The organism is Streptomyces violaceusniger Tu 4113, from assembly GCF_000147815.2.
GTDB lineage: Bacteria > Actinomycetota > Actinomycetes > Streptomycetales > Streptomycetaceae > Streptomyces > Streptomyces violaceusniger_A.
This window is the reverse complement of sequence record NC_015957.1, coordinates 6,554,326-6,578,672: the sequence shown is the minus strand read 5'-3', so window position 1 is coordinate 6,578,672 and position 24,347 is coordinate 6,554,326. Positions and strand designations below refer to the sequence as shown.

At 72.2% G+C, this 24,347-nt stretch carries 17 protein-coding genes; 12 read left to right on the top strand and 5 right to left on the bottom strand.

Annotation, left to right across the window (positions count from 1 at the left end):
• The first annotated feature begins 121 nt into the window (after positions 1–121).
• From STRVI_RS26740 to STRVI_RS26730, 3 genes are all read left to right on the top strand, one after another.
• Positions 122–1,678, top strand: coding sequence for an acyl-CoA synthetase (locus tag STRVI_RS26740; protein ID WP_014058755.1), 1,557 nt, complete (start codon positions 122–124; stop codon positions 1,676–1,678).
• A gap of 219 nt (positions 1,679–1,897) precedes the next feature.
• A complete protein-coding gene (locus STRVI_RS26735) occupies positions 1,898–2,500 on the top strand; it encodes a chorismate mutase (RefSeq protein WP_014058754.1) in 603 nt (200 codons plus the stop codon).
• A 249-nt stretch (positions 2,501–2,749) separates the two neighbouring features.
• The gene (locus STRVI_RS26730; protein WP_014058753.1) at positions 2,750–3,418 is read left to right on the top strand and encodes a Type 1 glutamine amidotransferase-like domain-containing protein; all 669 of its coding nucleotides are present in this window, start codon (positions 2,750–2,752) and stop codon (positions 3,416–3,418) included.
• Positions 3,419–3,932: 514 nt separating this feature from the next.
• Here the strand turns inward: STRVI_RS26730 and STRVI_RS26725 are convergent.
• Positions 3,933–5,561, bottom strand: a complete 1,629-nt coding sequence (locus STRVI_RS26725) for an acyl-CoA synthetase (protein WP_014058752.1) — start codon at positions 5,559–5,561, stop codon at positions 3,933–3,935.
• Positions 5,562–5,726: 165 nt separating this feature from the next.
• Here STRVI_RS26725 and STRVI_RS26720 point away from each other — a divergent pair, with 165 nt between their 5' ends.
• The 6 genes from STRVI_RS26720 (at position 5,727) to STRVI_RS26695 (ending at position 12,368) form a co-directional block, all read left to right on the top strand.
• Positions 5,727–6,533, top strand: a complete 807-nt coding sequence (locus STRVI_RS26720; RefSeq protein ID WP_014058751.1) for a crotonase/enoyl-CoA hydratase family protein — start codon at positions 5,727–5,729, stop codon at positions 6,531–6,533.
• A 59-nt stretch (positions 6,534–6,592) separates the two neighbouring features.
• On the top strand, positions 6,593–7,552 hold the full coding sequence (locus STRVI_RS26715) for a Zn-ribbon domain-containing OB-fold protein (protein ID WP_014058750.1): 960 nt from the start codon (positions 6,593–6,595) through the stop codon (positions 7,550–7,552).
• Entirely contained in the window at positions 7,553–8,626 is a 1,074-nt protein-coding gene (locus tag STRVI_RS26710; protein ID WP_014058749.1) for a thiolase domain-containing protein, read from the top strand.
• Positions 8,623–9,789: a thiolase domain-containing protein gene (locus STRVI_RS26705; RefSeq protein ID WP_014058748.1), complete on the top strand. Its 1,167-nt coding sequence runs from the start codon at positions 8,623–8,625 to the stop codon at positions 9,787–9,789. The genes STRVI_RS26710 and STRVI_RS26705 overlap by 4 nt, the downstream gene beginning before the upstream one ends.
• Before the next feature lie 93 nt (positions 9,790–9,882).
• Complete coding sequence (locus tag STRVI_RS26700; protein WP_014058747.1) at positions 9,883–10,128, top strand: DUF397 domain-containing protein; 246 nt, start codon at positions 9,883–9,885, stop codon at positions 10,126–10,128.
• 407 nt (positions 10,129–10,535) lie between these two features.
• The gene (locus tag STRVI_RS26695; protein ID WP_014058746.1) at positions 10,536–12,368 is read left to right on the top strand and encodes an AMP-dependent synthetase/ligase; all 1,833 of its coding nucleotides are present in this window, start codon (positions 10,536–10,538) and stop codon (positions 12,366–12,368) included.
• 88 nt (positions 12,369–12,456) lie between these two features.
• On the opposite strand, the gene STRVI_RS26690 is transcribed toward STRVI_RS26695, so the two are convergent.
• Entirely contained in the window at positions 12,457–13,611 is a 1,155-nt protein-coding gene (locus tag STRVI_RS26690; protein ID WP_014058745.1) for an isoafricanol synthase, read from the bottom strand.
• A 248-nt stretch (positions 13,612–13,859) separates the two neighbouring features.
• Here STRVI_RS26690 and STRVI_RS26685 point away from each other — a divergent pair, with 248 nt between their 5' ends.
• Complete coding sequence (locus STRVI_RS26685; protein WP_043239843.1) at positions 13,860–16,787, top strand: ATP-binding protein; 2,928 nt, start codon at positions 13,860–13,862, stop codon at positions 16,785–16,787.
• Positions 16,788–16,848: 61 nt separating this feature from the next.
• A complete protein-coding gene (locus tag STRVI_RS26680; protein WP_014058743.1) occupies positions 16,849–17,349 on the top strand; it encodes a hypothetical protein in 501 nt (166 codons plus the stop codon).
• Between the two features lie 116 nt (positions 17,350–17,465).
• On the opposite strand, the gene STRVI_RS26675 is transcribed toward STRVI_RS26680, so the two are convergent.
• Entirely contained in the window at positions 17,466–19,490 is a 2,025-nt protein-coding gene (locus STRVI_RS26675) for an N-acetylmuramoyl-L-alanine amidase (protein ID WP_014058742.1), read from the bottom strand.
• 160 nt (positions 19,491–19,650) lie between these two features.
• A complete protein-coding gene (locus STRVI_RS26670) occupies positions 19,651–20,754 on the bottom strand; it encodes an aminoglycoside phosphotransferase family protein (RefSeq protein WP_014058741.1) in 1,104 nt (367 codons plus the stop codon).
• Positions 20,755–21,000: 246 nt separating this feature from the next.
• On the opposite strand from STRVI_RS26670, the gene STRVI_RS26665 reads away from it, so the two are divergent.
• Positions 21,001–22,509, top strand: coding sequence for a DNA-binding protein NsdB (locus tag STRVI_RS26665; RefSeq protein ID WP_014058740.1), 1,509 nt, complete (start codon positions 21,001–21,003; stop codon positions 22,507–22,509).
• Positions 22,510–22,669: 160 nt separating this feature from the next.
• On the opposite strand, the gene STRVI_RS26660 is transcribed toward STRVI_RS26665, so the two are convergent.
• Positions 22,670–24,232: a PP2C family protein-serine/threonine phosphatase gene (locus tag STRVI_RS26660; RefSeq protein WP_014058739.1), complete on the bottom strand. Its 1,563-nt coding sequence runs from the start codon at positions 24,230–24,232 to the stop codon at positions 22,670–22,672.
• Positions 24,233–24,347 lie beyond the last annotated feature (115 nt).

The following is a 24,347-nucleotide window of genomic DNA, read 5'->3' as shown; positions in this document are numbered from 1 at the left end:
CCGCCGAACCCGCCTGACCTCGCCTGAACCCCCGCGCCACCTCGCCTGAACCCCCGCGCCACCTCGTCTGATCTCGTCACACACCGCCTGACACCGCCGTCAGAAGGAGGACCGGACCGCCATGTCCCCTACACCCAACGGCTTCTGGGCCCAGGCCGTGCTCGAGCCCGACCGCACCGTGTTCATCGCCCCGGACGGTGAGGAGTGGACCGCCGGGCGGCTGCACAGTGCGTGCAATCGGCTCGTCGCCGGGCTGCGCGCCGCCGGGCTGCGACGCGGCGACGCCCTGGCGGTCGTCCTGCCCAATGGGGTGGAGTTCTTCGTCGCCGCCCTCGCCGCCACCCAGGCCGGGCTCTATCTGGTGCCGGTCAACCACCATCTGGTCGGCCCCGAGATCGCCTGGATCGTCTCCGACTCCGGCGCCAAGGTGCTGATCGCGCATGAGCGCTACGGCGGGCAGGCGGCCGCGGCCGCCGACGAGGCGGGGCTGCCCGCGACCCACCGCTATGCGGTCGGCGCCCTCGACGGCTTCCGCCCGTACGCCGAACTCGTCGAGGGGCAGCCGGAGGAGCCGCCCGCCGACCGCGAGCTGGGCTGGGTGATGAACTACACCTCCGGCACCACGGGCCGTCCGCGCGGCATCCGCCGTGCGCTGACCGGGAAGCTCCCCGAGGAGAGCCACCTCGGCGGCTTTCTGCGCTTCTTCGGCATCACACCGCGCTCCGAGGAGCCCGACCACGTCCATCTGGTGTGCTCACCCCTCTACCACACCGCCGTACTGCAGTTCGCGAGCTCGTCGCTGCACATCGGCCATCCCCTGGTGCTCATGGACAAGTGGACGCCCCAGGAGATGCTGCGCCTCATCGACACCTACCGCTGTACGCACACCCATATGGTGCCGACCCAGTTCCACCGGCTGCTCGCCCTCCCCGACGAGGTCAAGCGGTCCTACGACGTCTCCTCGATGCGCCATGCCATCCATGGCGCCGCACCCTGCCCCGACCATGTCAAACGCGCGATGATCGAGTGGTGGGGCGGCTGTGTCGAGGAGTACTACGCGGCCAGCGAGGGCGGCGGCGCCTTCGCCACGGCAGAGGACTGGCTGAAGAAGCCGGGGACCGTCGGCCGCCCCTGGCCCATCAGCGAGCTGGCCATCTTCGATGACGAGGGCACCCGGCTCCCGGCCGGTGAACTCGGCACCGTCTACATGAAGATGAGCACCGGGGGCTTCGCCTACCACAAGGACAAGAGCAAGACCGAGAAGAACCGCATCGGCGACTTCTTCACCGTCGGCGACCTCGGCCTTCTGGACGACGACGGCTATCTCTACCTCCGCGACCGCAAGATCGACCTGATCATCTCGGGCGGGGTCAACATCTACCCCGCCGAGATCGAGGCCGCGCTGCTCACCCATCCGGCCGTCGCCGACGCCGCAGCCTTCGGGATCCCCCACGAGGACTGGGGCGAGCAGGTCATCGCGGTCGTGGAACCGGCCGAGGGGCATGCGCCGGGCCTCGGCCTGGCCGCCGAGATCCTCGCCCACTGCACCACCCGGCTGGCGGGCTACAAATGCCCCAAGTCGGTGGACTTCATTGTGGAGATGCCGCGCGACCCCAACGGCAAGCTCTACAAGCGGCGGCTGCGGGCGCCGTACTGGGAGGGTGCGGGATCGCAGTGAGCCTGTGGCCGGGACGGCCCGTTGAATGCGAGTAGTGCCAAGTAGCGCCAGTGCCGCCTGATCCGGCCATCGCGCCACGGGGCCGGTCCCGCTTCCCGTGGGACCGGCCCCGTGGCGTGCCGAGGGTGCGGCGTCCTATCGTTCCTGAACCCGTCGGGCGCCTCGGGTCAACGGGGCGACGCCTCGGGCCGCCCGTCCCGCCGAGAGAGGAACCCCCCCATGCGACCGCATCTGTCCCCGCGTCATGCGCTGATCGCCGCGCTGGCCACCGCCGCGCTGGCCACGGGGGCCACCGCCGCCTTCGCCGCTCCGGCGGGTCCGGCACCTGTCCACGGCACCCTGCGGCCGCTGGTCGAGCTGTCCGCGCAGCGGGTCCTGGTGGCCGATGAGGTCGCCGCCGCGAAGTGGGGCACGGACAGCCCGATCGACGACCCCGCGCGGGAGCGGGAGGTGCTGGACGCGGTGGCGCGGCAGGCCGAGGAGCTGGGCGCCGACCCCGTGGCGACGTCCAGGATCTTCCGCGACCAGATCGAGGCCAGCAAGGTCGTCCAGCGCGGCCTCTACCGGCGCTGGGACGCCGACCCCGCACAGGCGCCCACCGAACGCCCCGACCTCGGGCGGATCCGGTTGGAGATCAACCGGATCAACGGGGAGCTCGTGCGCGCCATCGCGGACTCGGCGGCCGTGCGGGAGGCTCCCTCCTGCGTGGGACGGCTCACGGTGGGGGCCGCGGCGGTGATCCATGGGCGGCACCTGGACGCGCTGCACGGTGTGGCGCTGGGCCGGTCGCTGCCCTCGGTGTGCGATCGGGCGGCGCGGTAAGCCTGTGGTGCGGGTCGGGCGCTCGGTCAGCCTTGCGGGGTGTCCGGCGGATCTTTCGCCTACCCGCCCCTGCCCGCAGCATCGATATGCGGCTCCGCCGCGTGGGGGGCCCGGCCCCTGCCCCCCGGCCGGGGCTCCGCCCCAGGACCCCGCTCCTCGGAGCCTGTTCCTGATGCGGCCATGCCATGACGGCATCGGTGGATCCTGGGTTCGTTGCGCGGGGTCCGTCAGTCGTGCTTGGCTCGCCCGATGAACTTTCTGTTGACGGCGAGTGGCCTGCGCAACGAGACGCTGCGGGATGCGCTGCGGGACATGCTGGGAAAGCCGTTCGGGTCGGCCAACGTCGTGTACGTTCCCACGGCGTCCGTTGCCGAGCCCGGGGACCACGGGTGGTTCGTCGCGGACATGAACCTGCTGCACGGCCTCGGCTGGCGGGAGTTCGACGTCCTGGAGCTGAACGGCCTGCCCCGGCAGATGGTGCTCGACCGGCTGCTTCACGCCGACGTCATCTATGTCGAGGGCGGCAGCCACTACCACCTCGCGCGCAGCATCACCGGCAACGGCCTGGCCGACGGCTTCCTTCAGGCGCTGGAGAACCGGGTCTACGTGGGGGTGAGCGCCGGATCAATGATCTTCAGCCGGAATCTCACCGGACACTCCGCCGACGTCATCGGGGACGCCACGGACCTCCACGTGCTCGGCGCGACGACCGTGGAGCCGCCGTTCGGCCTCTTCGACTGGTATCTCAAGCCCCACCTGTACTCGCCGGATTTCCCCGAGCGGGACGACGCCTGGGCTGATCGCATCGCTGCGCGGGCGGACTTCCCGATCTACTTCATCGACGACGAGACGGCCGTTCGCGTCAGGGACGGCAAGGTGGATGTCATTTCCGAAGGCCGGTGGCGGTTCCATCCGTGACTCAACGCGTGGTGGGGAGCCCCGGACAGGGCAGTGCCGCACCCAGGGGCGCGCTGATGCGGAGCTGCCGGGGTGAGCACCTGCGTCAGGCGGCTTGTGCGAGGTAGTACGGGCTGACGTCGCGCCGTTCGGCAGGCCGGGTCGTGCGGCGGGTCAGACGCCGCCCAGGCCACGGGTCCAGATGACGGGCGGCCGGCTACGTTCGGCGCACATAACGGGCACTCGGGCGCCGGAGGGGCTGGATTGGCTCCCCGCCCCTTCCCGTGACCAGGGGCTTCGCCCCTGGACACCGGGGTTTGGGGCGAAGCGCCGGTTTCGGGAAGGCGCACCCTGGACCCCGGGGCCTGGTGCGAGCCTCGGTTTCGGGAAGGCCCGTTGGGCCCTGGGGTGTGGGGCGGAGCCCCACCACGCGGCGGAGCCGCATATCGAGGCTGCGGGAAGGGGCGGGGTGGGGAGCAGCCCGCCGCAGGCGTCACCATCCGTCGGACAGGCCCTGGCCGCCGTGCGCAACGGTTCAGCCGCCGTGCGGGGTGTCCCGGTCCGCCTCCTGCGCGACCGCTCGCGCCCAGCGGTAGTCCGCCTTGCCGCTGGGGGAGCGCTGGATGCGGTCGGTGAAGACGACCGTACGTGGGATCTTGTAGCCCGCGAGCCGCTCCCGGCAGTGGTCGCGGATCGCGTCGGCGGTGAGCCCGGACGTCTGTGTCCGGGGCTGGACGACGGCCGCGACGCGATGGCCCCAGCGGGGGTCGGGGACGCCCGCCACCAGCGCGTCGTATACGTCCGGATGGGCCTTCAGGGCCTGTTCGACCTCTTCGGGATAGACCTTCTCGCCGCCGGTGTTGATGCACTGCGAACCGCGCCCGAGAACGGTGATCACGCCCTGCTCGTCGACGGTGGCCATGTCGCCGAGCAGCACCCAGCGCTCCCCGTCCGCCTCGAAGAACGTCTCGGCGGTCTTCTTCGCGTCGTTGTAGTAGCCGAGCGGCACATGTCCGCGCTGGGCGATCCGGCCGGGCTCGCCGGGCGCCACGGGGGCGAGGGTCGCCGGGTCCACCACCGTCGTACGGGCGTTGACGCGCAGCCGGAAGCCCTTCTCGGGGCCGGAGTCGTCGGTGGCCGTGCCGTTGAACCCGGACTCCGAGGAGCCGAAGTTGTTCAGCAGCAGGGTGTGCGGGGCGAGTTCGGCGAACTGGGCGCGTACGGTCTCCGACAGGATCGCGCCCGAGCTGCTGACGCTGAGCAGCGAGGAGAGGTCGGTGCCCTTGAGGGGGCCGGTCAGGGCGTCCACCAGGGGTCGCAGCATCGCGTCGCCGACCAGCGAGACGGTGGTGACCTTCTCCTTCTCGACCGTCCTCAGCACATCCTGGGGCACGAACTTTCGGTGCAGCACCACCTTCTGACCGAAGTTGAACCCGATGAAGGCGGTAAGGGTGGAGGTGCCGTGCATCAGCGGCGGGGTGGGGAAGAAGACCAGCCCCTCGCCGCCCGCGGCCACCCGCTCGGCCAGCTCCTCCGGGCGCCCGACGGGCCGGCCGGTCGGAGCGCCGCCGCCCAGTCCGGAGAAGAAGAGGTCCTCCTGCCGCCACATCACGCCTTTGGGCATACCGGTGGTGCCGCCGGTGTAGATGATGAAGCGGTCGTCGGCGGACCGCGCCGGGAAGCCGCGCTCGGGCGACCCGGACGCCTCGGCGTCGGTGAACGCCACGGACGTACGGGGGCCGTCCCCGGTGCCGACCCGCACCAGATGGCGCAGGCTGTCGGTGTGCGGCAGCGCGGCGGCCACCCGCTCGCCGAACTCGGCGTCGTAGACCAGCGCGGCCAGGTCCGCGTCGCGGTAGAGATAGACCAACTCCTCTTCCACGTAGCGGTAGTTGACGTTCACCGGCACCGCCCGGATCTTCACGCAGGCCAGGGCGGTCTGGAGGTACTCGACACCGTTGCACAGATGCAGCCCGACATGCTCGCCCGGGGCGATGCCGCTGTCCCGCAGATGGTGGGCGAGCCGGTTGGCGGCGGCGTCGAGCTGGGCGTAGGTGAGCCGCCGCTCGGCTCCGGTGCCGGGGTGGTCCAGGTACACCAGCGCCTCTCTGCCTGGCACCGTGTCGACGATCGACTCGAACAGGTCGGCAAGGTTGTACTCCATGGCTCCTCCTGACCCCTCGATCCGGCGGCTCGGCGCTCATTAGAGCCGCGCGGGGATGAGGTGGGAAGGCCCCCGGTCGAAGAAATCTGACTGAGCATCAGATTTCTCTTGAAGTCGGCCTTCCCCTGCTGCAACCTGTTCTAGGTCTCGAGACGGGAGGACGTCGTGACAAGCGGGACCGAACACCTCATCGTCGAGCGCGTCGGCGCGACCCTGGTGCTCACCTTGAACCGGCCAGAGGCCAGGAACGCGCTGTCGCTGCCGATGCTGGTCGGGCTGTACGACGGCTGGGCCGAGGCCGACGAGGACGATGCCGTGCGCTCCGTGGTGCTCACCGGCGCCGGCGGGGCCTTCTGCGCGGGAATGGACCTCAAGGCGCTCGCGGGCGGCGGCCGGATGGACGGACAGCACGTCCGCGACCGCCTCGCGGCCGACCCCGATCTGCACTGGAAGGCGATGCTCCGCCACCATCGGCCGCGCAAGCCGGTGATCGCCGCCGTGGAGGGCCCCTGTGTCGCGGGCGGCACCGAGATCCTGCAGGGCACCGACATCCGGGTCGCGGGCCGCGGCGCCACCTTCGGGCTCTTCGAGGTCCGGCGCGGGCTGTTCCCCATCGGCGGCTCCACCGTACGGCTGGCCCGCCAACTGCCCCGCACCCATGCCCTGGAGATGCTGCTGACCGGGCGCCCCTACCCGGCCGAGGAGGCGGCGCGGATCGGGCTGATCGGCCATGTCGTCCCGGACGGCACGGCGCTGGGGAAGGCCCTGGAGATCGCCGAACTCATCAACGCCAACGGTCCGCTCGCCGTCGAGGCGGTCAAGGCGTCCGTCTACGAGACCGCCGAGATGACCGAATCCGACGGCCTGAAGTCCGAACTCGAACGCGGCTGGCCGGTCTTCGACACCGCCGACGCCAAGGAGGGTTCGAAAGCCTTCACGGAGAAGCGGCCGCCGGTCTACCGCCGGGCGTGATCCCCCAACACCTCAGGCCGCCGCCCCACGCCGGCCGCGCGGAAGGAGACGCACCCCCCATGACCCCGGCTCCCTCACCCGAGGTGCTCCAGGCGCCTTTGGTCGTCGAGTTCCCCTTCACCCGCTCCCTCGGACCGGTGCAGAGCGCCTTCCTCACCGGACTGCGCGAACGCACCGTGCTCGGCGTACGCACCACCGACGGCCGGGTGCTGATGCCGCCCGTCGAATACGACCCGGTCACCGCCGACGAGCTGTCCGACCTGGTCGAGGTCGCCCCCACCGGCACCGTCACCACCTGGGCCTGGAACCCCGCGCCGCGCCGCGGCCAGCCCCTGGACACCCCCTTCGCCTGGGTGCTGGTGCGGCTGGACGGCGCGGACACCGCCCTCCTCCACGCCGTCGACGCACCCGGCCCCGACGCGGTGCGCACCGGTATGCGGGTGCGGATCCGCTGGGCCGGGGAGCGCGTGGGCGCCATCACCGACATCGCCTGCTTCGAGCCGTACGACGGCGCCGAGGGCGGCGAAGCCGTGCCGCACAACGGGGAGTTCACCGACCCCGTCACCGGCATCGTGGCCCCCGCCCGCCTCGACTACACCTACGCACCCGGCCGCGCCCAGTCGCGCTATCTGAAGGCCCTCGCCGGCCGCACCACCCAAGGGGAGCGCTGCCCGTCCTGCCGCAAGGTGTACGTCCCGCCCCGGGGCGCCTGCCCCACCTGCGGGGTCGCCACCGACGAGCAGGTGGAGGTCGGCCCGCGCGGCACGGTCACCACCTTCTGCATCGTGAACATCAAGGCCCGCAACCTCGATATCGAAGTGCCGTACGTCTACGCCCATATCGCCCTGGACGGCGCCGGTCTGGCCCTCCACGGGCGCGTCGGCGGCATCCCCTACGACCAGGTGCGCATGGGGCTGCGCGTGGAGCCCGTATGGAGCGAGGCCAGCCGCTACCCCGACCACTACCGCCCCACCGGCGAACCCGACGCCGACTACGACACCTACAAGGAGCTGTTGTAGATGCGAGAGGTTGCCATCGTCGCCTTCGGCCAGAGCGATCACCGACGCGACAGCGCGGAGGTCTCCGAGGTCGAGATGCTGATGCCCGTCCTCCATGAGGTGCTCGACGCGGTCGGACTCCAGGCGGGCGAGATCGACTTCACCTGCTCCGGCTCCTCCGACTATCTGGCGGGCCGGGCCTTCTCCTTCACCATGGCCCTCGACGGCGTCGGCGCCTGGCCGCCGATCTCGGAGTCCCATGTGGAGATGGACGGCGCCTGGGCGCTGTACGAGGCATGGACGAGGCTGCTGACGGGGGAGGCGGAGACCGCGCTCGTCTACTCCTACGGCAAGTCCTCACCCGGTGATCTCCGGGAGGTCCTGACCCGCCAGCTCGACCCGTACTACGTGGCGCCCCTGTGGCCGGACTCGGTCTCCCTCGCCGCCCTCCAGGCCCGGGCGCTGCTCGACGCGGAGGACAGCGGCGCCGACGAGCGGGCGCTGGCCGCGGTCGCCGCGCGCAGCCGGACCGCGGCCGAGGACAATCCGCATGCGCAGGTGACCGGTTCACCGCCGCCCGAGGCTCTCCTGGACGACCCGTATCTGGTGCGGCCGCTGCGCCGCCACGACTGCCCGCCGGTCGGCGACGGCGCGGCCGCCGTCGTGCTCGCCGCCGGGGACACCGCGCGCCGGCTCTGCCACCGCCCGGCCTGGATCCGCGGCATGGACCACCGGACCGAGGCGCACAGCCTCGGCGTACGGGACCTCACCCGCTCCCCGTCCACCCGGCTCGCCGCCGAGCGCGCGGGCGCCTTCGAGGCTCCCGCCGACCTGGCCGAGCTGCATGCGCCGTTCACCTCGCAGGAGCTGATCCTCCGCCGCGAGCTGGGGCCGGGGCTGGGGGAGGGCGTACGCGTCAATCCGTCCGGCGGAGCGCTGGCCGCCAACCCCATGATGGCCGCCGGGCTGATCCGCCTCGGCGAGGCCGCCGCCGCCATCCACCGCGGCGCCGCCGACCGGGCCCTCGCCCATGCCACCTCGGGCCCGTGTCTGCAGCAGAACCTGGTGGCGGTCCTGGAAGGGGATGTCCTGTGACCAAGGAGCCGGTGGCCGTCGTCGGGATCGGCCAGACCAAGCACACCGCCGCACGCCGGGACGTCTCCCTCGCCGGGCTGGTCCGGGAGGCCGCCGTACGGGCCCTGGAGGACGCCGAGCTGACCTGGGCGGACATCGACGCCGTCGTCATCGGCAAGGCGCCCGATTTCTTCGAGGGCGTCATGATGCCCGAGCTGTACCTCGCCGACGCGCTCGGCGCGGTGGGCAAGCCGATGCTGCGCGTGCACACCGCCGGCTCGGTCGGCGGCTCCACCGCGCTGGTGGCCTCGGGCCTGATCGCGGCCCGTGTCCACCGGACCGTGCTCACCCTCGCCTTCGAGAAGCAGTCGGAGTCGAACGCCATGTGGGGGCTGTCCCTGCCCATCCCCTTCCAGCAGCCGCTGCTGGCCGGGGCGGGCGGCTTCTTCGCCCCGCACGTACGGGCGTACATGCGGCGCACCGGCGCGCCCTCCGGTATCGGCGCCCTCGTGGCCTACAAGGATCGCCGCAACGCCCTGCGCAACCCCTACGCGCATCTGCATGAGCACGATCTGACGCTGGAGAAGGTGCGGTCGTCCCCGATGCTGTGGGACCCCATCCGCTACTCGGAGACCTGCCCCTCCTCGGACGGCGCCTGCGCCATGGTGCTCACCGACCGGGCCGGCGCGGACCGCGCCCCGTATCCGCCCGCCTGGATGCACGGCGGCGCGATGCGCAGCGAGCCGACGCTCTTCGCGGGGAAGGACTGCGTCTCGCCGAGAGCGGGCCGGGACTGCGCGGCCGACGTCTACCGCCAGGCCGGGATCACCGATCCGCGCCGGGAGATCGACGCGGTGGAGATGTATGTGCCCTTCAGCTGGTACGAACCCATGTGGCTGGAGAACCTGGGCTTCGCGGGCGAGGGCGAGGGCTGGAAGCTCACCGAGTCGGGGGTGACCGAGATCGACGGCGAGCTTCCGGTCAACCCCTCGGGCGGGGTGCTGTCCACCAACCCCATCGGCGCGTCCGGGATGCTGCGGTTCGCCGAGGCCGCGCTCCAGGTGCGCGGACGGGCGGGCGAACACCAGGTCGACGGAGCCCGTAAGGCGCTCGGCCACGCCTATGGCGGGGGCTCGCAGTTCTTCTCGATGTGGGTGGTCGCGGACACGCCGCCCGCCGATTGAGTCTCCTCCTTAGTCCTTCTTTCGTGGCCTGTGCGGCACCGGTCACGATCGCTAGGGTGGGGCGCGGACGACGATCCGGGAGGATGAGCTGACGTGGCCGACACCACCACCACCGCACAGCCACTGACAGGAAGCGCAGAGAAGCCCGATCTCGATCTCTCGGGCGCCCAGTGGCAGTCGAGTAGCCAGGGTGTGGGCGATGTGGAGATCGCCTTCGTCGAGGGCTTCATCGCGATGCGCCACGGCCGTCGTCCCGAGGGCCCGGCGCTGGTCTTCACCCCGGCCGAGTGGCGTGCGTTCGTCCTGGGCGCGCGTGAGGGCGAGTTCGACCTCACCTGAACCGGGATCGCCGATCAGCGGCGGGCAGGTCCGGCCGGACCCGCCCGCCCCTGGCATGTCGCCCCTCGGAGGAGCACGCCGTGGCCCCGGCCCCGCGGCGCCCGGCCCACGGCGGTGCGTGCGTTATCGGCCAGAATCAGGACGCGGAACGCCCGGGTGGATCCGCGCGTCGCCGGACACGCCGACGGAGTCTGATTTCCCAAGCGTTCATCGAAGGTTCACGACCTCATCACTTTCCGTGTGGAAACGTGAGGGTGACTCACGGTAACACCGGCAGGTCGCACCAGGCCTCCGCGGGCGGGAACAGAATCGTCCACCGCTCTATGCAGCCCCGGCCCCGGCCGGTAGTTTTCCCTCCCACTTCCCCGTTGCGCGGGGCGGCAAGTCGGCCGAAAACAGGGGGTGTCGTGCGCGAATTCAGTCTCCCTCACACGGTGGAACCGCTGCGCGCGGGCGGGCTCGCGGACTCGGTCTACGAACTGGCGGACCGCGAACCGGACAGGGCCCAGCTCGCCCGGCGCGACGCCGCCGACCGCGGCCGGTGGACTCCGGTGACCGCCGGGACCTTCCGGGACGAGGTCCTGGCGCTGGCGAAGGGCCTGCTGGCCGAGGGCGTGCGGTTCGGGGACCGGGTGGCACTGATGGCGCGGACGCGGTACGAATGGACGCTGTTCAGCTATGCCCTGTGGTCGGTCGGCGCCCAGGTGGTGACCGTCTACCCCACCTCCTCGGCGGAACAGGTGCGCTGGATCCTGGCCCAGACGCGGGCCGTGGCCGTGGTGGTCGAGGGCGAGGACCATGCCATGACGGTCGGCGCCGTCTGCGACGCCCTCCCCTGGCTGCGCTCCATCTGGCAGATGGACCAGGGGTGCGTGGCGGAGCTGTGGCGGCGGGGCGCCGACGTCCACGAGGAACTGGTCACCGAGCGGCGGTGGCTCGTGGAACCGCGCTGCACGGCGGTCATCTGCTACACCTCGGGCACCACCGGACAGCCCCTGGGATGCCTGATCACCCACGCCAATCTCGCCGCCGAATGCGACACCCTGTTCGCGGGCTGGAGCGGGCTGTTCGCCGAGCCCGGGGTGCAGCCCGCCATCCTCGCCTTCCTCCCGCTGGCGCATATCTACGGACTGATGGTCCAGGTGCTCTGTGTGCGGGGCGGCATCCTCATGGGGCATGAACCCGAGCTCACCCCGTCCGCCCTGCTGCCGTCCTTCCAGAGCTTCCGCCCGACCTGCGTCTTCGCGGTGCCCTACATCTTCGAGAAGATCCTGGGAGCCGCGCGGACCGCCGCCCAGGACGCGGGCCGGGGCGTGGTCTTCCACAAGGCCATGGCCACGGCGGTGCGTTACGCCGCGGCCGTCGAGCAGCAGTCACAGGGTGGCGGGAAGGGACCGGGCCCGGGGCGCAGGGCCACGCACGCCGTCTTCGACCGGACGGTCTACCGGCGCTTGAGAGCCGTCCTGGGCGGCCGGGTGCGCTACGCGGTCACCGGTGGCTCACCGTTCAGCCGGGAGCTGGGGCTGACGTTCGCCGGCGCCGGGATCACCGTCTACAACGGCTACGGCCTCACCGAGACCACGGCGGCGATCACCGCACAGCCGCCCGGCCGTCCCCGGCACGGCACGGTGGGCCGCCCGATGCCGGGCACGACGGTGCGCATCGCCCCGGACGGCGAGATATGGGTGCGCGGCGGCACCGTCTTCGGGGGCTATCTGGACGATCCAAAGGCCACCGGGGCCGCGCTGCGCGACGGCTGGCTGCACACCGGAGACCTCGGCTTCCTCGACGGCGAGGGCTATCTCACCATCACCGGCCGTAAGAAGGACATCATCATCACCAGCGGTGGTAAGAGCGTCTCCCCCCTGCCCCTGGAGGAGCGGCTGCGGGCGCATCCGCTGATCTCGCAGTGCGTCCTGGTGGGCGACAACCGGCCCTTCGTGGGGGCGCTGATCACCCTGGACGCCGAGATGCTGGCACGCTGGCACCAGGTCGTCGGCGCGCGGCTTCCGGTCGGCCGGGAGCACGCGTCGGCGAACAAGGCGCTGCACGCGGAGATCCAGCAGGCGGTCTCCACGGCGAACCTCTCGGTGTCCAGGGCGGAGTCGATCAGGGCCTTCCGTATCCTCCCGAAGGAATTCACCGTGGAGGACGGGCTGTTGACGCCCTCGCTCAAACTGCGGCGCGACGCGATCTACAAGATGTGCGCCGCGCAGATCGAGCAGCTCTACGCGAGCTGAGCGCTCCATACGAGGTGGGCGCCCCGCCCGAGCTGAGCGCCCCACGCGAGCTGAGAGCGCTCCGAACGCGTCGGCTTCCGCGCACCGGTCACCGGGAGCCCGAGCCGCTGCCCAGCGGTGGCAGCGGCGCGCCCCGCCCCGCGCGGATCAGCTCCTCCGCGCCGGTCAACTGGGCCCAGGGCCGCTGCCGTCCCCCGCTGACCGCCTCGGTGCCCCGCTCGTCGTAGCGTGCCGTCCGCACCGACCAGCCCAGATTGCCGGTCATCACATGCCGCATGCCGTCCACATAGCGCCCCACGGCGTGGTGGGTGCCCGGGTCCGCCCCCGCCTCGGTGAGCAGCGCCGGCAGCCTGGCCGCGGTCTCCTCGAACCAGCGGTAGCGTGCGTTGGCGAGGTCGGCGATATGGCGTACCGCGTCCTCCAGTTCACCACCCGCGCGCTCCCACTGGACGATGACGCTGTTGTGGACATCGCCCACGGCCAGTTCCTTGTCCAGGGAAGCGATGTCATTGGTGAAGACCACCACATCGTCCGTAGCCTCCCGCATCCGCGCCATCGGGAAGCCGCCGTGCAGCGCGGGCGGCAGGGTGTAGCCGCCGAACGGCTCGTTCAGGTCGAGACAGGGCTGTACGCCTATCGAGTGACGCCGCAGCGCCAGCACGGCCTCCACCGAGCGCGGTGCGTCCCCGCCGGCTCCGGGCAGGGCGCCGGTCCGCTCCAGGGCCTCGCGGTGGTAGGAGTGCAGGTACTCCAGCCAGTGGTGGCGGAAGCGGTCCCGCCACACCTGCGGCCGCCCGGAGCTGATCCGGCGCCACAGGTCGCGGAAGCTCTCCAGGAGCGGCCCTTCGCCGTCCTGTGCCCTGCCGTGGGCCGTGTCCTCCTCGGTGATCCGGATGACGTCCGCCACCAGCCGGGCCACGGCCTCCGGACGGGAGCCCAGCTCCCCGTCGAACTGATCGTCGAAGACGAAGTACCAGCCCACGAGGTCACTGCCCAGGTTCAGGTCGGCGCCGGTCGCCCGGGGGTAGAACAGGCCCGCCAGCACGTCGAAGCGGAGCGCGTCGTACTCCGCGACGGACTCATGGCCCTCGAAGACGCCGAACCGCGAAAGCCATTGGATGGTGTGGTGCCTGGCCGCCTCGGTGCCGGGACTGAGGTCGGCGGAGGCCGGAAAGTCGAACAGGGCCGCCCGTCGCAGCAGTGTCGTCTGCCGGGCCTGTGGTCGCGAAGCGTGCGCGTGCATCGTCGTGTCCGCCCCCTTCGTTGGTCGGGCGGCCGAGCCCGCTTTACCACAGGCTTGCGCGGCGTCTGGCCAACCCGGTGAATCCGGTCATCCTCGCGTGCGGAACGTGGCATCGATAGAGGAGGCAGTGAATTGGCGTGTGCCACTGGCAATACCCGGCGGAAATACCCCCATTGAGGGGCTACGGAGCGTGCCATCCGCGCTACGCTCGGCGTCACCTGCCGGAGGGGAAGAACGTGGCGGAGGACATGAGCCAACAGGACCGGACGCGCCGGACACTGCTGGAGCGGGATCGGGAGCTGCGCGCGCTGGACGCTGCGCTGACCGAGCTGTGCGGGACGGAACCCGCCGATCGGGCCGAGACCGGCGGCGGCGCAGTGATCGCCTTCGAGGGCCCCGGCGGCGTCGGCAAGACCGCGCTGCTCGGCGAGGCGCGCCGGAGGGCCGGCGCACGCGGCTGCACCGTGCTCCGGGCCCGTGGCGGTGAACATGAACAGGGCGCGGCCTTCCATGTGGTGCGTCAGCTCTTCCAGCCGGTGCTCGCGGCGACCGGCGAGGACGAGCACCGCAGGATCCTCGGCGCCTGGTACGACATCGTCGCGCCCGCGGTCGGCCTGGTGGTCTCGGGCAACGGCGGCGCACCCGATCCGCAGGGCGTCCGCGACGGCCTCGACTGGCTGGTGACCCGCTTCGCCGTGGAACACGCCCCGGTCGTCATGATCCTCGACGATGTCCACTGGGCCGACCCCGAATCGCTGGACTGGCTGACCCGGTTCGCCTCCCGCACCGCGGACCTGCCCCTGCTGCTCGCCGTCGGCTACCGCCCGGAGGGCCTGACCGCCGACGTCGCCGTGATACGGGCGCTTGTCGAGCGCCAGGGATCACGTCCCCATGTGCTGGCTCCGCTGACCCCGAGCGGAGTCGGGCGGATCGTCCGGGAGGTCCTCGGGGACCACGCCGACGAGGCGTTCTGCCGCGAGTGCTGGGCGATGACCGGCGGCAACCCCTGGGAGATCACCGAGCTCACCGCCAAGATCCGCGACCGCCGGCTGAAACCGCAGTCGGAGAACCTGCCCGCGCTGCGCGAACTGGTCTCCTCGGCCAAGGACAGCGGGCTCAACGACCGGCTGACCCGCCTCGGCACCGCCGCCGTCCGCCTCGCCTGGGCCGTCGCCGTCCTCGGCATCGAGGCCACCCCGGCGCTGACCGCCAATGTCGCCGGGCTCAGCGAGACCGAGGCCGCCGATGTGGTGGCGCGGCTCGTCGACGCGCGGATCCTGGCCCCGCCGCGCCCCGGAAACGCCACCCGGCCCCTCGAATACCTCCACCCGCTCATCGCCACCGCCGTCTACCAGGCCATCCCCGGCGCCCTGCGGGTGGCCATGCACGGCCAGGCCGCCACCGTGGTGCTCGGCGCGGGCCTGGGCTCCGCGGCCGCCGGCCGGCATCTGCTGGAAATGCACCCCGAAGGTGATCCCTGGGTGGTGCACCATCTGCGGGCCGCCGCCCGGGAGTATCTGCGCGCCGGAGCCCCCGACGCCGGGCGCCGCTGTCTGGCCCGGGCGCTGCGCGAACCACCCGCCCTGGAGGAGCGCCCCGCCGTGCTGTACGAGCTGGGCTGCGCCGCCCAGCTCACCGAGCCCGACGTCACCGTCAACCATCTGCGGGCCGCGCTCGAGGAGCCCGCGCTCGGCCCCGACCTGCGCGAGGCGATCACCTACCGGCTCGCCCAGGCATACGGCCACAGCGGCCATATGGAGGAGGCCGCCCAGGTCGTCGCCGCCGAGATCGGGCGGGCCACCAGCGCCCGCACCCGGCTGCGGATGCAGACCGAGCAGCTGATGTGGAACATGTTCCGCGCCGACGAGAAGGAGTCGCCCGCCCGTTCCCGGCGGCTCGCCCGGCTCGCGGACCATCTCACCGGCCGCGGCATGGCCGAGCGCTATCTGCTGGGACTGCGCGCCTGGGACGCGATGACGCGCGGAGAGCCGGTCGCCACCGCACTGCACTACGCGGAGGAGGCCCTCGGCGACGGCCTCAGCTGGACCGATGACGACTGGGGCTTCGAGGTGCCGATCCTGGTCGCCCTGGTCTTCCTCCACTGCGACCAGCCCGGGCGCGCCGAGGAGCTGTTCAACAAGGGCATCGCCGAATGCGAGCGCAAGGGCTGGCGCGGCTCCCATCTGGCGTTCGGCTTCACTCTTCTCGGCTACGCCCGTCTGCGCCGCGGCGCGCTCGGCGAGGCGGAGGAACTGGCCCGGGAGGGGATGCGGATCGCCGATCTGGTGGGCTCCTCGACCCCCGCGCACTGGACCGCGGTCGGCACCCTCATCGGAACGCTGATCTGCCAGGGCCGGGTCCGCGAGGCGCAGGAGTTCGCGGCCGGGCACCGTGGCGAGACCCTTCCGCAGGCCACGCTCTGCCCCGACGTACCGGCGGTCCGCGGTGAGCTGCTGCTGGCCGCCAATCTCCACCGCGAGGCCCGGCACCAGCTCACCGAGGTCGGCCGCCGCATGGACGGGCGCGGGATGCGCAACCCCGCCTGGTGCCCCTGGCAGCCCCACCTCGCCCAGGCCCTCGCGCTGACCGATCCCCCGCAGGCCGTCGAGGTCGCCGACGACGCGGTGCGCCGCGCCCGTCAGTTCGGCACCCACTCCGCGATCGGTAAGTCGCTGCACACCGCGGCCACCGTGACCCAGGGCCCGGACCGGATCAAACTGCTGGCCGAGGCCGTCAGCCATCTGATGCGGTCACCGGCCGCCTACGACCTGGCCGTGGCGCTGGTCGACCACGGCGCCGCGCTGCGCCGTATCGGCCTGCCCCAGGAGGCCGGCGACCGGCTCTACCGCGGTCTGGAGGGGGCGGTGCGCTGCGGGGCCGACGCGCTCGCGGCCCGGGCCCGCGACGAGCTGTCCGCGGCCGGACTGCGCCCCATGCAACTGCGGGTCGCTCACACCAGCCCGCTGACCTCGCAGGAGCAGGCCGTCGCCGAGCGGGCCGCCGAGGGCTGGCCGGACGCCCGGATCGGCGAGGCGACGGGGCTGGAGGAGCGTGAGGTGGCCCGGCTGCTCTCCGATGTCTACCGTAAGGTCGGCACCGACCGGGCCGGGCTGGCGAAGCGGCTGATCACCCCCACCGTCGGCCTTCCCCAGCGCCCGGCGCCCGACCCCGGATGAGGGGTGCGGCCCGCCCGCTCCCCGGCACGGTAACCGGCACGCGGCCACGTACCATGTCCGCATGTCCTTCCTCCGCCGCCGCAGCGCCGCCACGCCCACCGGGCCGGACTTCGATGTCCTCGCCATGGACCCGGGCGACTGGCCCGGCGACCTCGGGGCGGGGCTGCTGCCCGCTCCGGACGGCACCTGCCAGGGCGTCTTCCTGCGCTACGACCTGTTCGGCGGCCGCGGCCCGGCGATGATCATCGGCAATCTGCCCGAGGGATCCCCGGCCCGGGAGGTCGCGGAGGGCCAGCCGCCGTTCGAAGTCACCCAGCTTCTGGCGGCCCTCGGGAACGACGAGCCGGTGCATGTGGTGGACACCGAGGACAGCCCGGTCATGCATGAGGACAACCTCCTCATCGTCCGCCGGATCAAGCTCTCCGAGGGCCGGATCTCCTGCGCCCAGTTCGACCGCAGCGACGGTGTGCTCGTCACCATCGCCAGTTGGGACCGGCCGATCACCGACGATCTGTACCGGCTGCTCAAGCCGCTGCCCGCGGAGATGTTCCAGCAGCGCTGAGGAGTCCCGCCGAGGGGCCGTGACCCGCCCGTACGGCACACGGCCGACACGGTCGCTCACGGCCCCCGGATGGCCCCTCTACCACTCTCCCGCTGCGGACTGACGGCCCGCCAGGCTCACTTCCCCGAGCGCCGGACCGTCACATCGGCGGCCCGGACGAACGCCACCCGGTGCCCGAACTGGATCTGGTAGTACACGTCCTGGCCGCGCACCACCTTGTGACCGGCCGGATCGAAGGTGGGCGCCCACAGATACTCGCCCCGCGTCCGCAGCCCCAGCGGATAGGACTGCCCGGCGAGCAGCTTGTACGGCAGCGGCGAAACCGCCTGCACCGGCACACCCTCCGGATACGCCCCCTCCTCCGGATAGGCGCGGCCGTACACCGGAACCTCCTTCGCCCCGGCCTTGGGCGTCACCACAAGCCCCTTGGCGCTCACCGCCGTCGGCCGCCGCTCGGGGTCCTGGAACCAGGCCCGCTGGCCGAGGTACCAGATCGCCGTCCAGTCGCCCTCACGGCCCGCGACCGCGAACTGCTGCCCGGTGGTGGCGCGGGCGCCGGTGTCATTGACCCCGGTCGTCGAGTCGGAGCCGTCGGGACGCAGCCCGATGTCCTTGACCAGCGGGGCGTCCGCACGCGGCGCGGTGTGCAGCCGCACCGCGGCCGAGCCGTGCGGGGCACACGCCTGGCCCGCCGTCTCACAGCCGGTGTAGACGGGCCGGTTGGTGTCGTAGTCGGGGCGGATGGTGACCAGGCCGCCGGAGGAGCCCGCGGTGCGCCGGAAGGGCGCGCCGAGCAGGGTGAAGTAGTGCGCCCAGTCCCAGTAGGGGCCGGGGTCGGTGTGCATGCCCGCGATGGTGGCGGTGGTGGTGCCGGGCACATTGTCATGGCCCAGGATGTGCTGGCGGTCCAGCGGAATGTCGAACCGCTTGGCGAGATAGCGCACCAGCCGCGCCGAGGAGCGGTACATCGCCTCCGTGTACCAGGCGTCCGGAGCGGTCAGGAATCCCTCGTGCTCCAGGCCGATGGACTTGGCGTTGACGTACCAGTTGCCCGCGTGCCAGGCCACGTCCTTGAGCGGCACATGCTGGGCGATGTGCCCGTCGGAGGAGCGCAGGGTGTACTGCCAGGACACATAGGTGGGGTCCTGGACCAGCTTGATGGTGGTGTCCCAGGAGCCCTCGGTGTCATGGATGACGATGTAGTCGATGGACTGCGAGGTGGGACGGTCGCCCAGGTCGTGGTTGCCGTAGTCGTTCTCCCCGAACTCCTCGTAGGGCGCCGGGATCCACTCGCAGGACACATCCTTGGGGGCCTCGACATGCGGATCCCGGGCACGGGACGGCAGACCGAGCGTCCGCAACTGCCGGGTGTCCGGCGCGAGAGCGGGCGCCGCGTCGAGGGAGACCCGCTCACCGTCGGCGGTCGTCCGTGTGGCACCGCCGCGGATCACCTTGTACACCTCGTCGGCGAAGGCGGCCGCGGCCGTGGCGTCATCGGCGCCGGAGTAGGCCGCCACCGCCGCGTACCAGCCGGCCGGGTCCTCGCTCGGCGGCAGCCCCAGCCGCTTCTGCGTGGCGGCCAGCAGGGCCGCGCCACCGCGCACATTGGCGCTCTCATCGCCGCGCAGCGCCTCCGCGGACAGCCCGGTGAGCTCCGCGGCCCGGCCGAGGGTGCGCAGCCGGGCGGGTAGCTGCCGGGGCTCGGGAACGGTGGCCTTGGGGACCCTCAGGGGCCGGGCGAGATCGCCGCGCGCGTCCTCGGTGCCCTGGCTGTGGTGCGGGGCGGTGAGCAGGGCGGTGTGGGCGTCGGTGAGATGCATGGGCCCGTAGCCGCCGGTGACGCTGGGCGCGCCTCGGTGGCCGTCCCAGCGCGACTGGAGATACGAGACGCCGAGGAGCACGCTGAGCGGAACGCCGTATTCGGCGGCCGCGGCAGTGAAGGCGCGCTGCAGGGCGCCGCCGTCGGCAGGAGGACCGTCGGCCCGTGGCTGGTCGGCATGGGCGGCGGGTGTCGCCGAGACCAGCGGGAGCAGAAGGGCGGCGGACGCCGCGGCTCCCGCGGTCCGCAGTGTGGTTCTCCGGGTGGGGCCGGACGGGGTTCTGTTCGCGTCGTGGGCGCTGTCCTGTGCGGATTCTGGCATTGCAGCCTCCTCAAGCGGGCCGGGCCGAGCCACTTAGAGATATGCGCTGCCAGGCGTGACGTCAATCGCCGTCACCCAGACGCGTGTTCGCATGTCAGCCCGACTGCGGCGCGTCACCGGTCCAGACCGGTGACGCGCCCCTGCCGCCATCCGCCTCCGCTCAGCGGGTGCCGACCGCCGCCCGCACCGCGCGCCGAGCCAGCGCGCAGTCGTCATGCAGCCGGCGCAGCAACAGCCGCTGCTCCTCACCGGCCGGGACCGCGCCCGGCACCACGGGGGCGGGATCGTGCATGGTGCGCTGCACCGCGGTCTCGTACTGGCGGATCTCCCGCGTCAGCACCAGCATCAGATTCACCAGGAAGGAGTCCCGCGCGGCCGGGCCCGCCGCCTGCGCCAACTGGCTGATCTGGCGGCGGGTGACAGGGGCGTCGCCCAGCACCGTCCACAGCGTGGCCAGGTCATAGCCGGGCAGATACCAGCCCGCGTGGTCCCAGTCGAGGAGCACCGGGCCCGCGGGGGACAGCAGGACATTGTTCAACAGGGCGTCGCCATGGCAGAACTGTGCCGGGGTCTGCCGCCCCCAGGCGTGCGAGACGCCGCGCAGCAGCTTCTGCAGATCGCCCATGTCCCGGTCGGTGAGCAGCCCGAGCTCGTGATAGCGGGTCAGCCGGGCGGCGTAGTCGATGGGGGCGTCGAACAGATTGGCGGGCGGCCGCCACTGGTTGACCCTGCGGATCGCGCCCAGCACCGCCCCCAGATCGGCGCGCGGCGGGGGCTCGGTGGGGTGGCGCTGCGCGGCCGCGATCCGCCCGGGCATCCGCTCGATGACCAGCGCGCAGTTGTCCGGGTCGGCGGCGATCAGCCGGGGCACCCGCACCGGCGGACGCTGGCGGACGAACGTGCGGTACATCGCTATTTCCCGGCGGAACCGCTCGGCCCACGCGGGGGAGTGGTCCAGCAGGCACTTGGCCACCGCGGTGCTGCGCCCGGTCGCCCCGATCAGGAGCACGGACCGTCCGCTGCGCCGCAGCACCTGCACCGGGTTGAACTCCGGACAGATGCGATGGACCGAGGTGATCGCGGTGCGGAGCTGCGCACCCTGTGGACCGGACAAGTCGAGTCTCCCGCGAGGCGGCACCGTGCCGGGGGCGGCGGTCCGCCGGGCCCGGCCGCCGTGGGCGGGATCGAGGTACGGCCCAGAGCCGGGCAGCGGGCGCCGGTACGGCCGGGGCGGGGCGGACACGGAGGACGACGCTGCGTACATGGGCGATACAGATCCCTTCGTGTGCCGACGAGTTGCGTACGCACCCGGCCCCCAGGCGGGGCCGCACCCTGGGGAATGCGGTCGGTTCAGCTCGATCCGCCACGGGGCCGGGTAACGCACTCCTACATCACACCCCTGTGCGGGTGGCACACCATCTGGCGGACCCTGGCGAACCCTGGCGAATAGTCGCACGGCTCGTGACGGGACCGTTACTGTCAAGTCAGCCGAGGAACCTGGGGGCTTGACGTGACGAGGGAACCCAACACCCGTCTTGCGGACCTGTTCGGCCTCGCCGGATGGTCCAAGGGGGAGCTCGCGAGGCTCGTGAACCGGAAGGCGGCGGCCATGGGCCATCCGCAACTGGCGACCGACACCTCGCGGGTGCGGCGTTGGATCGACACCGGCGAGACGCCGCGCGATCCCGTGCCCAAGGTGCTGGCGGCCCTGTTCACCGAGCGTCTCGGTCGAGTCGTGACCACTGAGGACCTCGGGTTCGGACGAGGGGGGCGCTCGGGAAAGGGACAGCCCGCCGACGGGCTGCTCTGGCCGCCCGAGTCCACGGCCGCGGTCCTCACCGAATTCACGGGAATGGACCTTATGTTCAACCGACGCGGCTTGGTGGGTGCGGGCGCCGCGCTCGCCGCAGGATCCGCCATCACCGGAGCCATGAGCGAGTTTCTGCTCTCCGACCCCACCCTCGCCACCGACGCGCCCCGTACCGACAATCCCCTGTCCCTCGACCCCGTGGGCTTCGACCGCTATGAGGCCGCCCCCGTGGGCTCCCAGGAGATCGACGCCCTGGAGACCTCGGTCGAGGTCTTCCGCGCCTGGGACGCGGCCCGCGGCGGCGGGCTCCAGCGCAAGGCCGTGGTCGGCCAGCTCAACGAGGTGGGCGGGATGCTCGCCTATCGCCACCCCGAGCATCTGCAGCGCAGGCTGTGGGGGGTGGCGGCCAATCTGGCGGTGCTCGCCGGCTGGATGTCCCATGACGTCGGCCTGGAGCCCACCGCCCAGAAGTACTTCGTCATCGCCGCCCACGCGGCCCGCGAGGGCGGCGACCGCCCCCGGGCCGGCGAGGCACTCTCCCGGGCCGCCCGGCAGATGGTCCACCTGGGCCGCCCGGACGACGCCCTGGATCTGATGAAGCTGGCCAAGACCGGTGCGGGCGAGGCGGCGCTGCCGTGCACCCGGGCCATGTTCTGCACCATCGAGGCATGGGCGCAGGCGTCCAAGGGCCACGGCCAGGCGGTGCGCCGCGCCCTGGGCGAGGCGGAGGAGCTGTTCATCTCGGACCGGGACGAAGGACCGGCGCCGAGCTGGATGCAGCTCTTCAACGAGGCGGATCTGTACGGGATGCAGGGGCTGGTCTACCGCACCCTCGCCGAGCACGAGCCGGGGGCGGCGGGCATCGCCGAGAGCCATGCCAAGAAGGCGCTGCGGATGCGGGAGGGCGGGCGCCAGCGGTCCCAGATCTTCGACCACATCTCCATCGCCTCGGCCTGTTTCATCGGCGACGATCCCGAGCAGGCCGAGCGCTATGCCCGGCTGGCCCTGCTGACGATCGAGCAGAACTCCTCGCATCGCACCTGGGACCGGCTGCGCGAGATGTACCGGCTCACCGGGCGGTACAGCACGACACCGGCCATCCGGGAGCTGCGTGAGGAGATCCAGCAGGTGATGCCGAAGAGTGGCGCGGGGAAGGGCGGCGCGGGGCTGAAAGGATCCGGCTCCATCGCCAGGAGCGCGGCCGTCTAGCGGCCGGGCCACGGCTCATAGGCCCTGACGAGCCCCACAAGGGGCCCGACGAGGGGCAACGCCTTACGACGAGTCAACTGTCACGAAACAAGTCACCCGTACGGGAAGCCAACGCCTTACGAGGGTCGATCACCGCGCCACGCCGACGCGTGAAGCCGCGTCATGCGCGGGCACCGGTGACCCTGGCGATCAGCACACAGGCGTCGTTCTCGCGCGGCTCGTCGCCGAACGTCTCGGCCACGGTCCGTACGCACTCCTGTGCGCCATGGGCGGCGGTCAGCCGTGGCGCGAGTGCGAGCAGCCGCTCGGTGGCGCCCTCGGCGTCCCGGGCGAGCCGTCCGGTGTGCAGCACCAGCAGATCGCCCGGCTCCAGCCGCTCCTCGGACTGGGTATACGCGGCGCCCGTCGTGGCGCCGAGCAGCACGCCGTCGCAAGAGCGCAGCGGGCGCCCCGTCCCGTCGCGGAAGAGCAGCGGGGCGGGGTGTCCGGCCTGCGCCCACACCAGGGTGCGGGTGCGCGGGTCGTACTGCCCGCAGGCGGCGCCGACCAGCGCGGGCTGGGAGGAGACGGCGAGCAACTGGTTGAGCCGCCCCATCAGCGGGCCCGGCTCGATCCCGGCCACCGCCATGCCGCGCACCGCGCCGAGCAGCATGGCCATGCCGCAGGTCGCGGTCACACCATGGCCGGTGAGGCCGCCGACGCTCAGCAGGGTCCGTCCGTCCGGCAGTTCGAGCGCGTCGTACCAGTCGCCGCCGATCTGGGCGCTGGACTCGGAGGGGAGGTAGTGGGCGGCGAGGTCGAGGGCGGCGCCGTCGGCCACCGGTCCGGCGCCCGGAAGGCCGTCGCCGGCCGGAAGCCGGAGGGAGCCGCGCCACGGCGGCAGCACGGCCTCCTGCACCTCCACCGCCAGCCGGCGCTCGGTCCGCGCGATCCGCCGCTGGTGGCTGAGGGTGTCCCGGCTTTCGCGCACCGCCCGTTCGCTACGCCGCAGCTCGCTCACGTCCCGGAGCACGGCCCACATGGAGGCGGTGCTGCCGTCGGTGTCGAGCACCGGCTCGCCCGCCATATGGATGGTGCGCACCACCTCGTCCGCGCGCACGACGCGGAACTCGCCGTCGATCGGCTTTCCGTCCACCAGGCAGTCCGTGACCATCGCGGTCAGGATCGGCTGGTCCTCGGAGAAGACCCAGGAGGGCAGCTCGTCGAGGGTGAGCCCGCCGTCACCGGGGTCGCGGCCGAAGATCCGGCACAGCTCGTCGGACCAGGTGACCCCGTCGGAGAGGAGGTTCCACTCGGCGCTGCCGACCCGGCTCAGCAGCGAACCGCGGCCGGTGGCAGCGCTCCCGGCCGGGGCCTCGGCCGTCCCCGTCGGGTCGGCTTCCGTCCCCCCGGCCGTCCCCGTCGGGTCGGCTTCCGTCCCCCCGTCCGTCCCCGTCGCGTCGGCTTCGGTCCCCTCGTCCGTCCTGGGGGGATCGGCGAGCAGTCCCTCGCGCAGCTCGCCCAGATGCCGGCCCAGATCGTCCAGCTGGTGGACGGCGAGCTCGCACAGTGCTCGCTGCCAGCGCACCTGCGCGTCGTCCGTACCGCCCAGATCCGCGACGGTGTCGCGGCGGACGGCGTCGAGCCCGCCGCGGAGCCGCTGGGTCTGCGAGATGAGGGCGTCGACCGTGTCACGCTGGGGAGGTGGAACGGCGGGATGGTCCGCGGAGCGGGGGGACGGCATGACGTTCTCCGATACGGGCGCGGCGCGGCCGGGTCTTGAGGGGGGAGGGACCGGTAACGACTCTTGCACAGGCTGCGACATCCCGTAAGCGGTTTGGCAATACCCGATCCGGTGG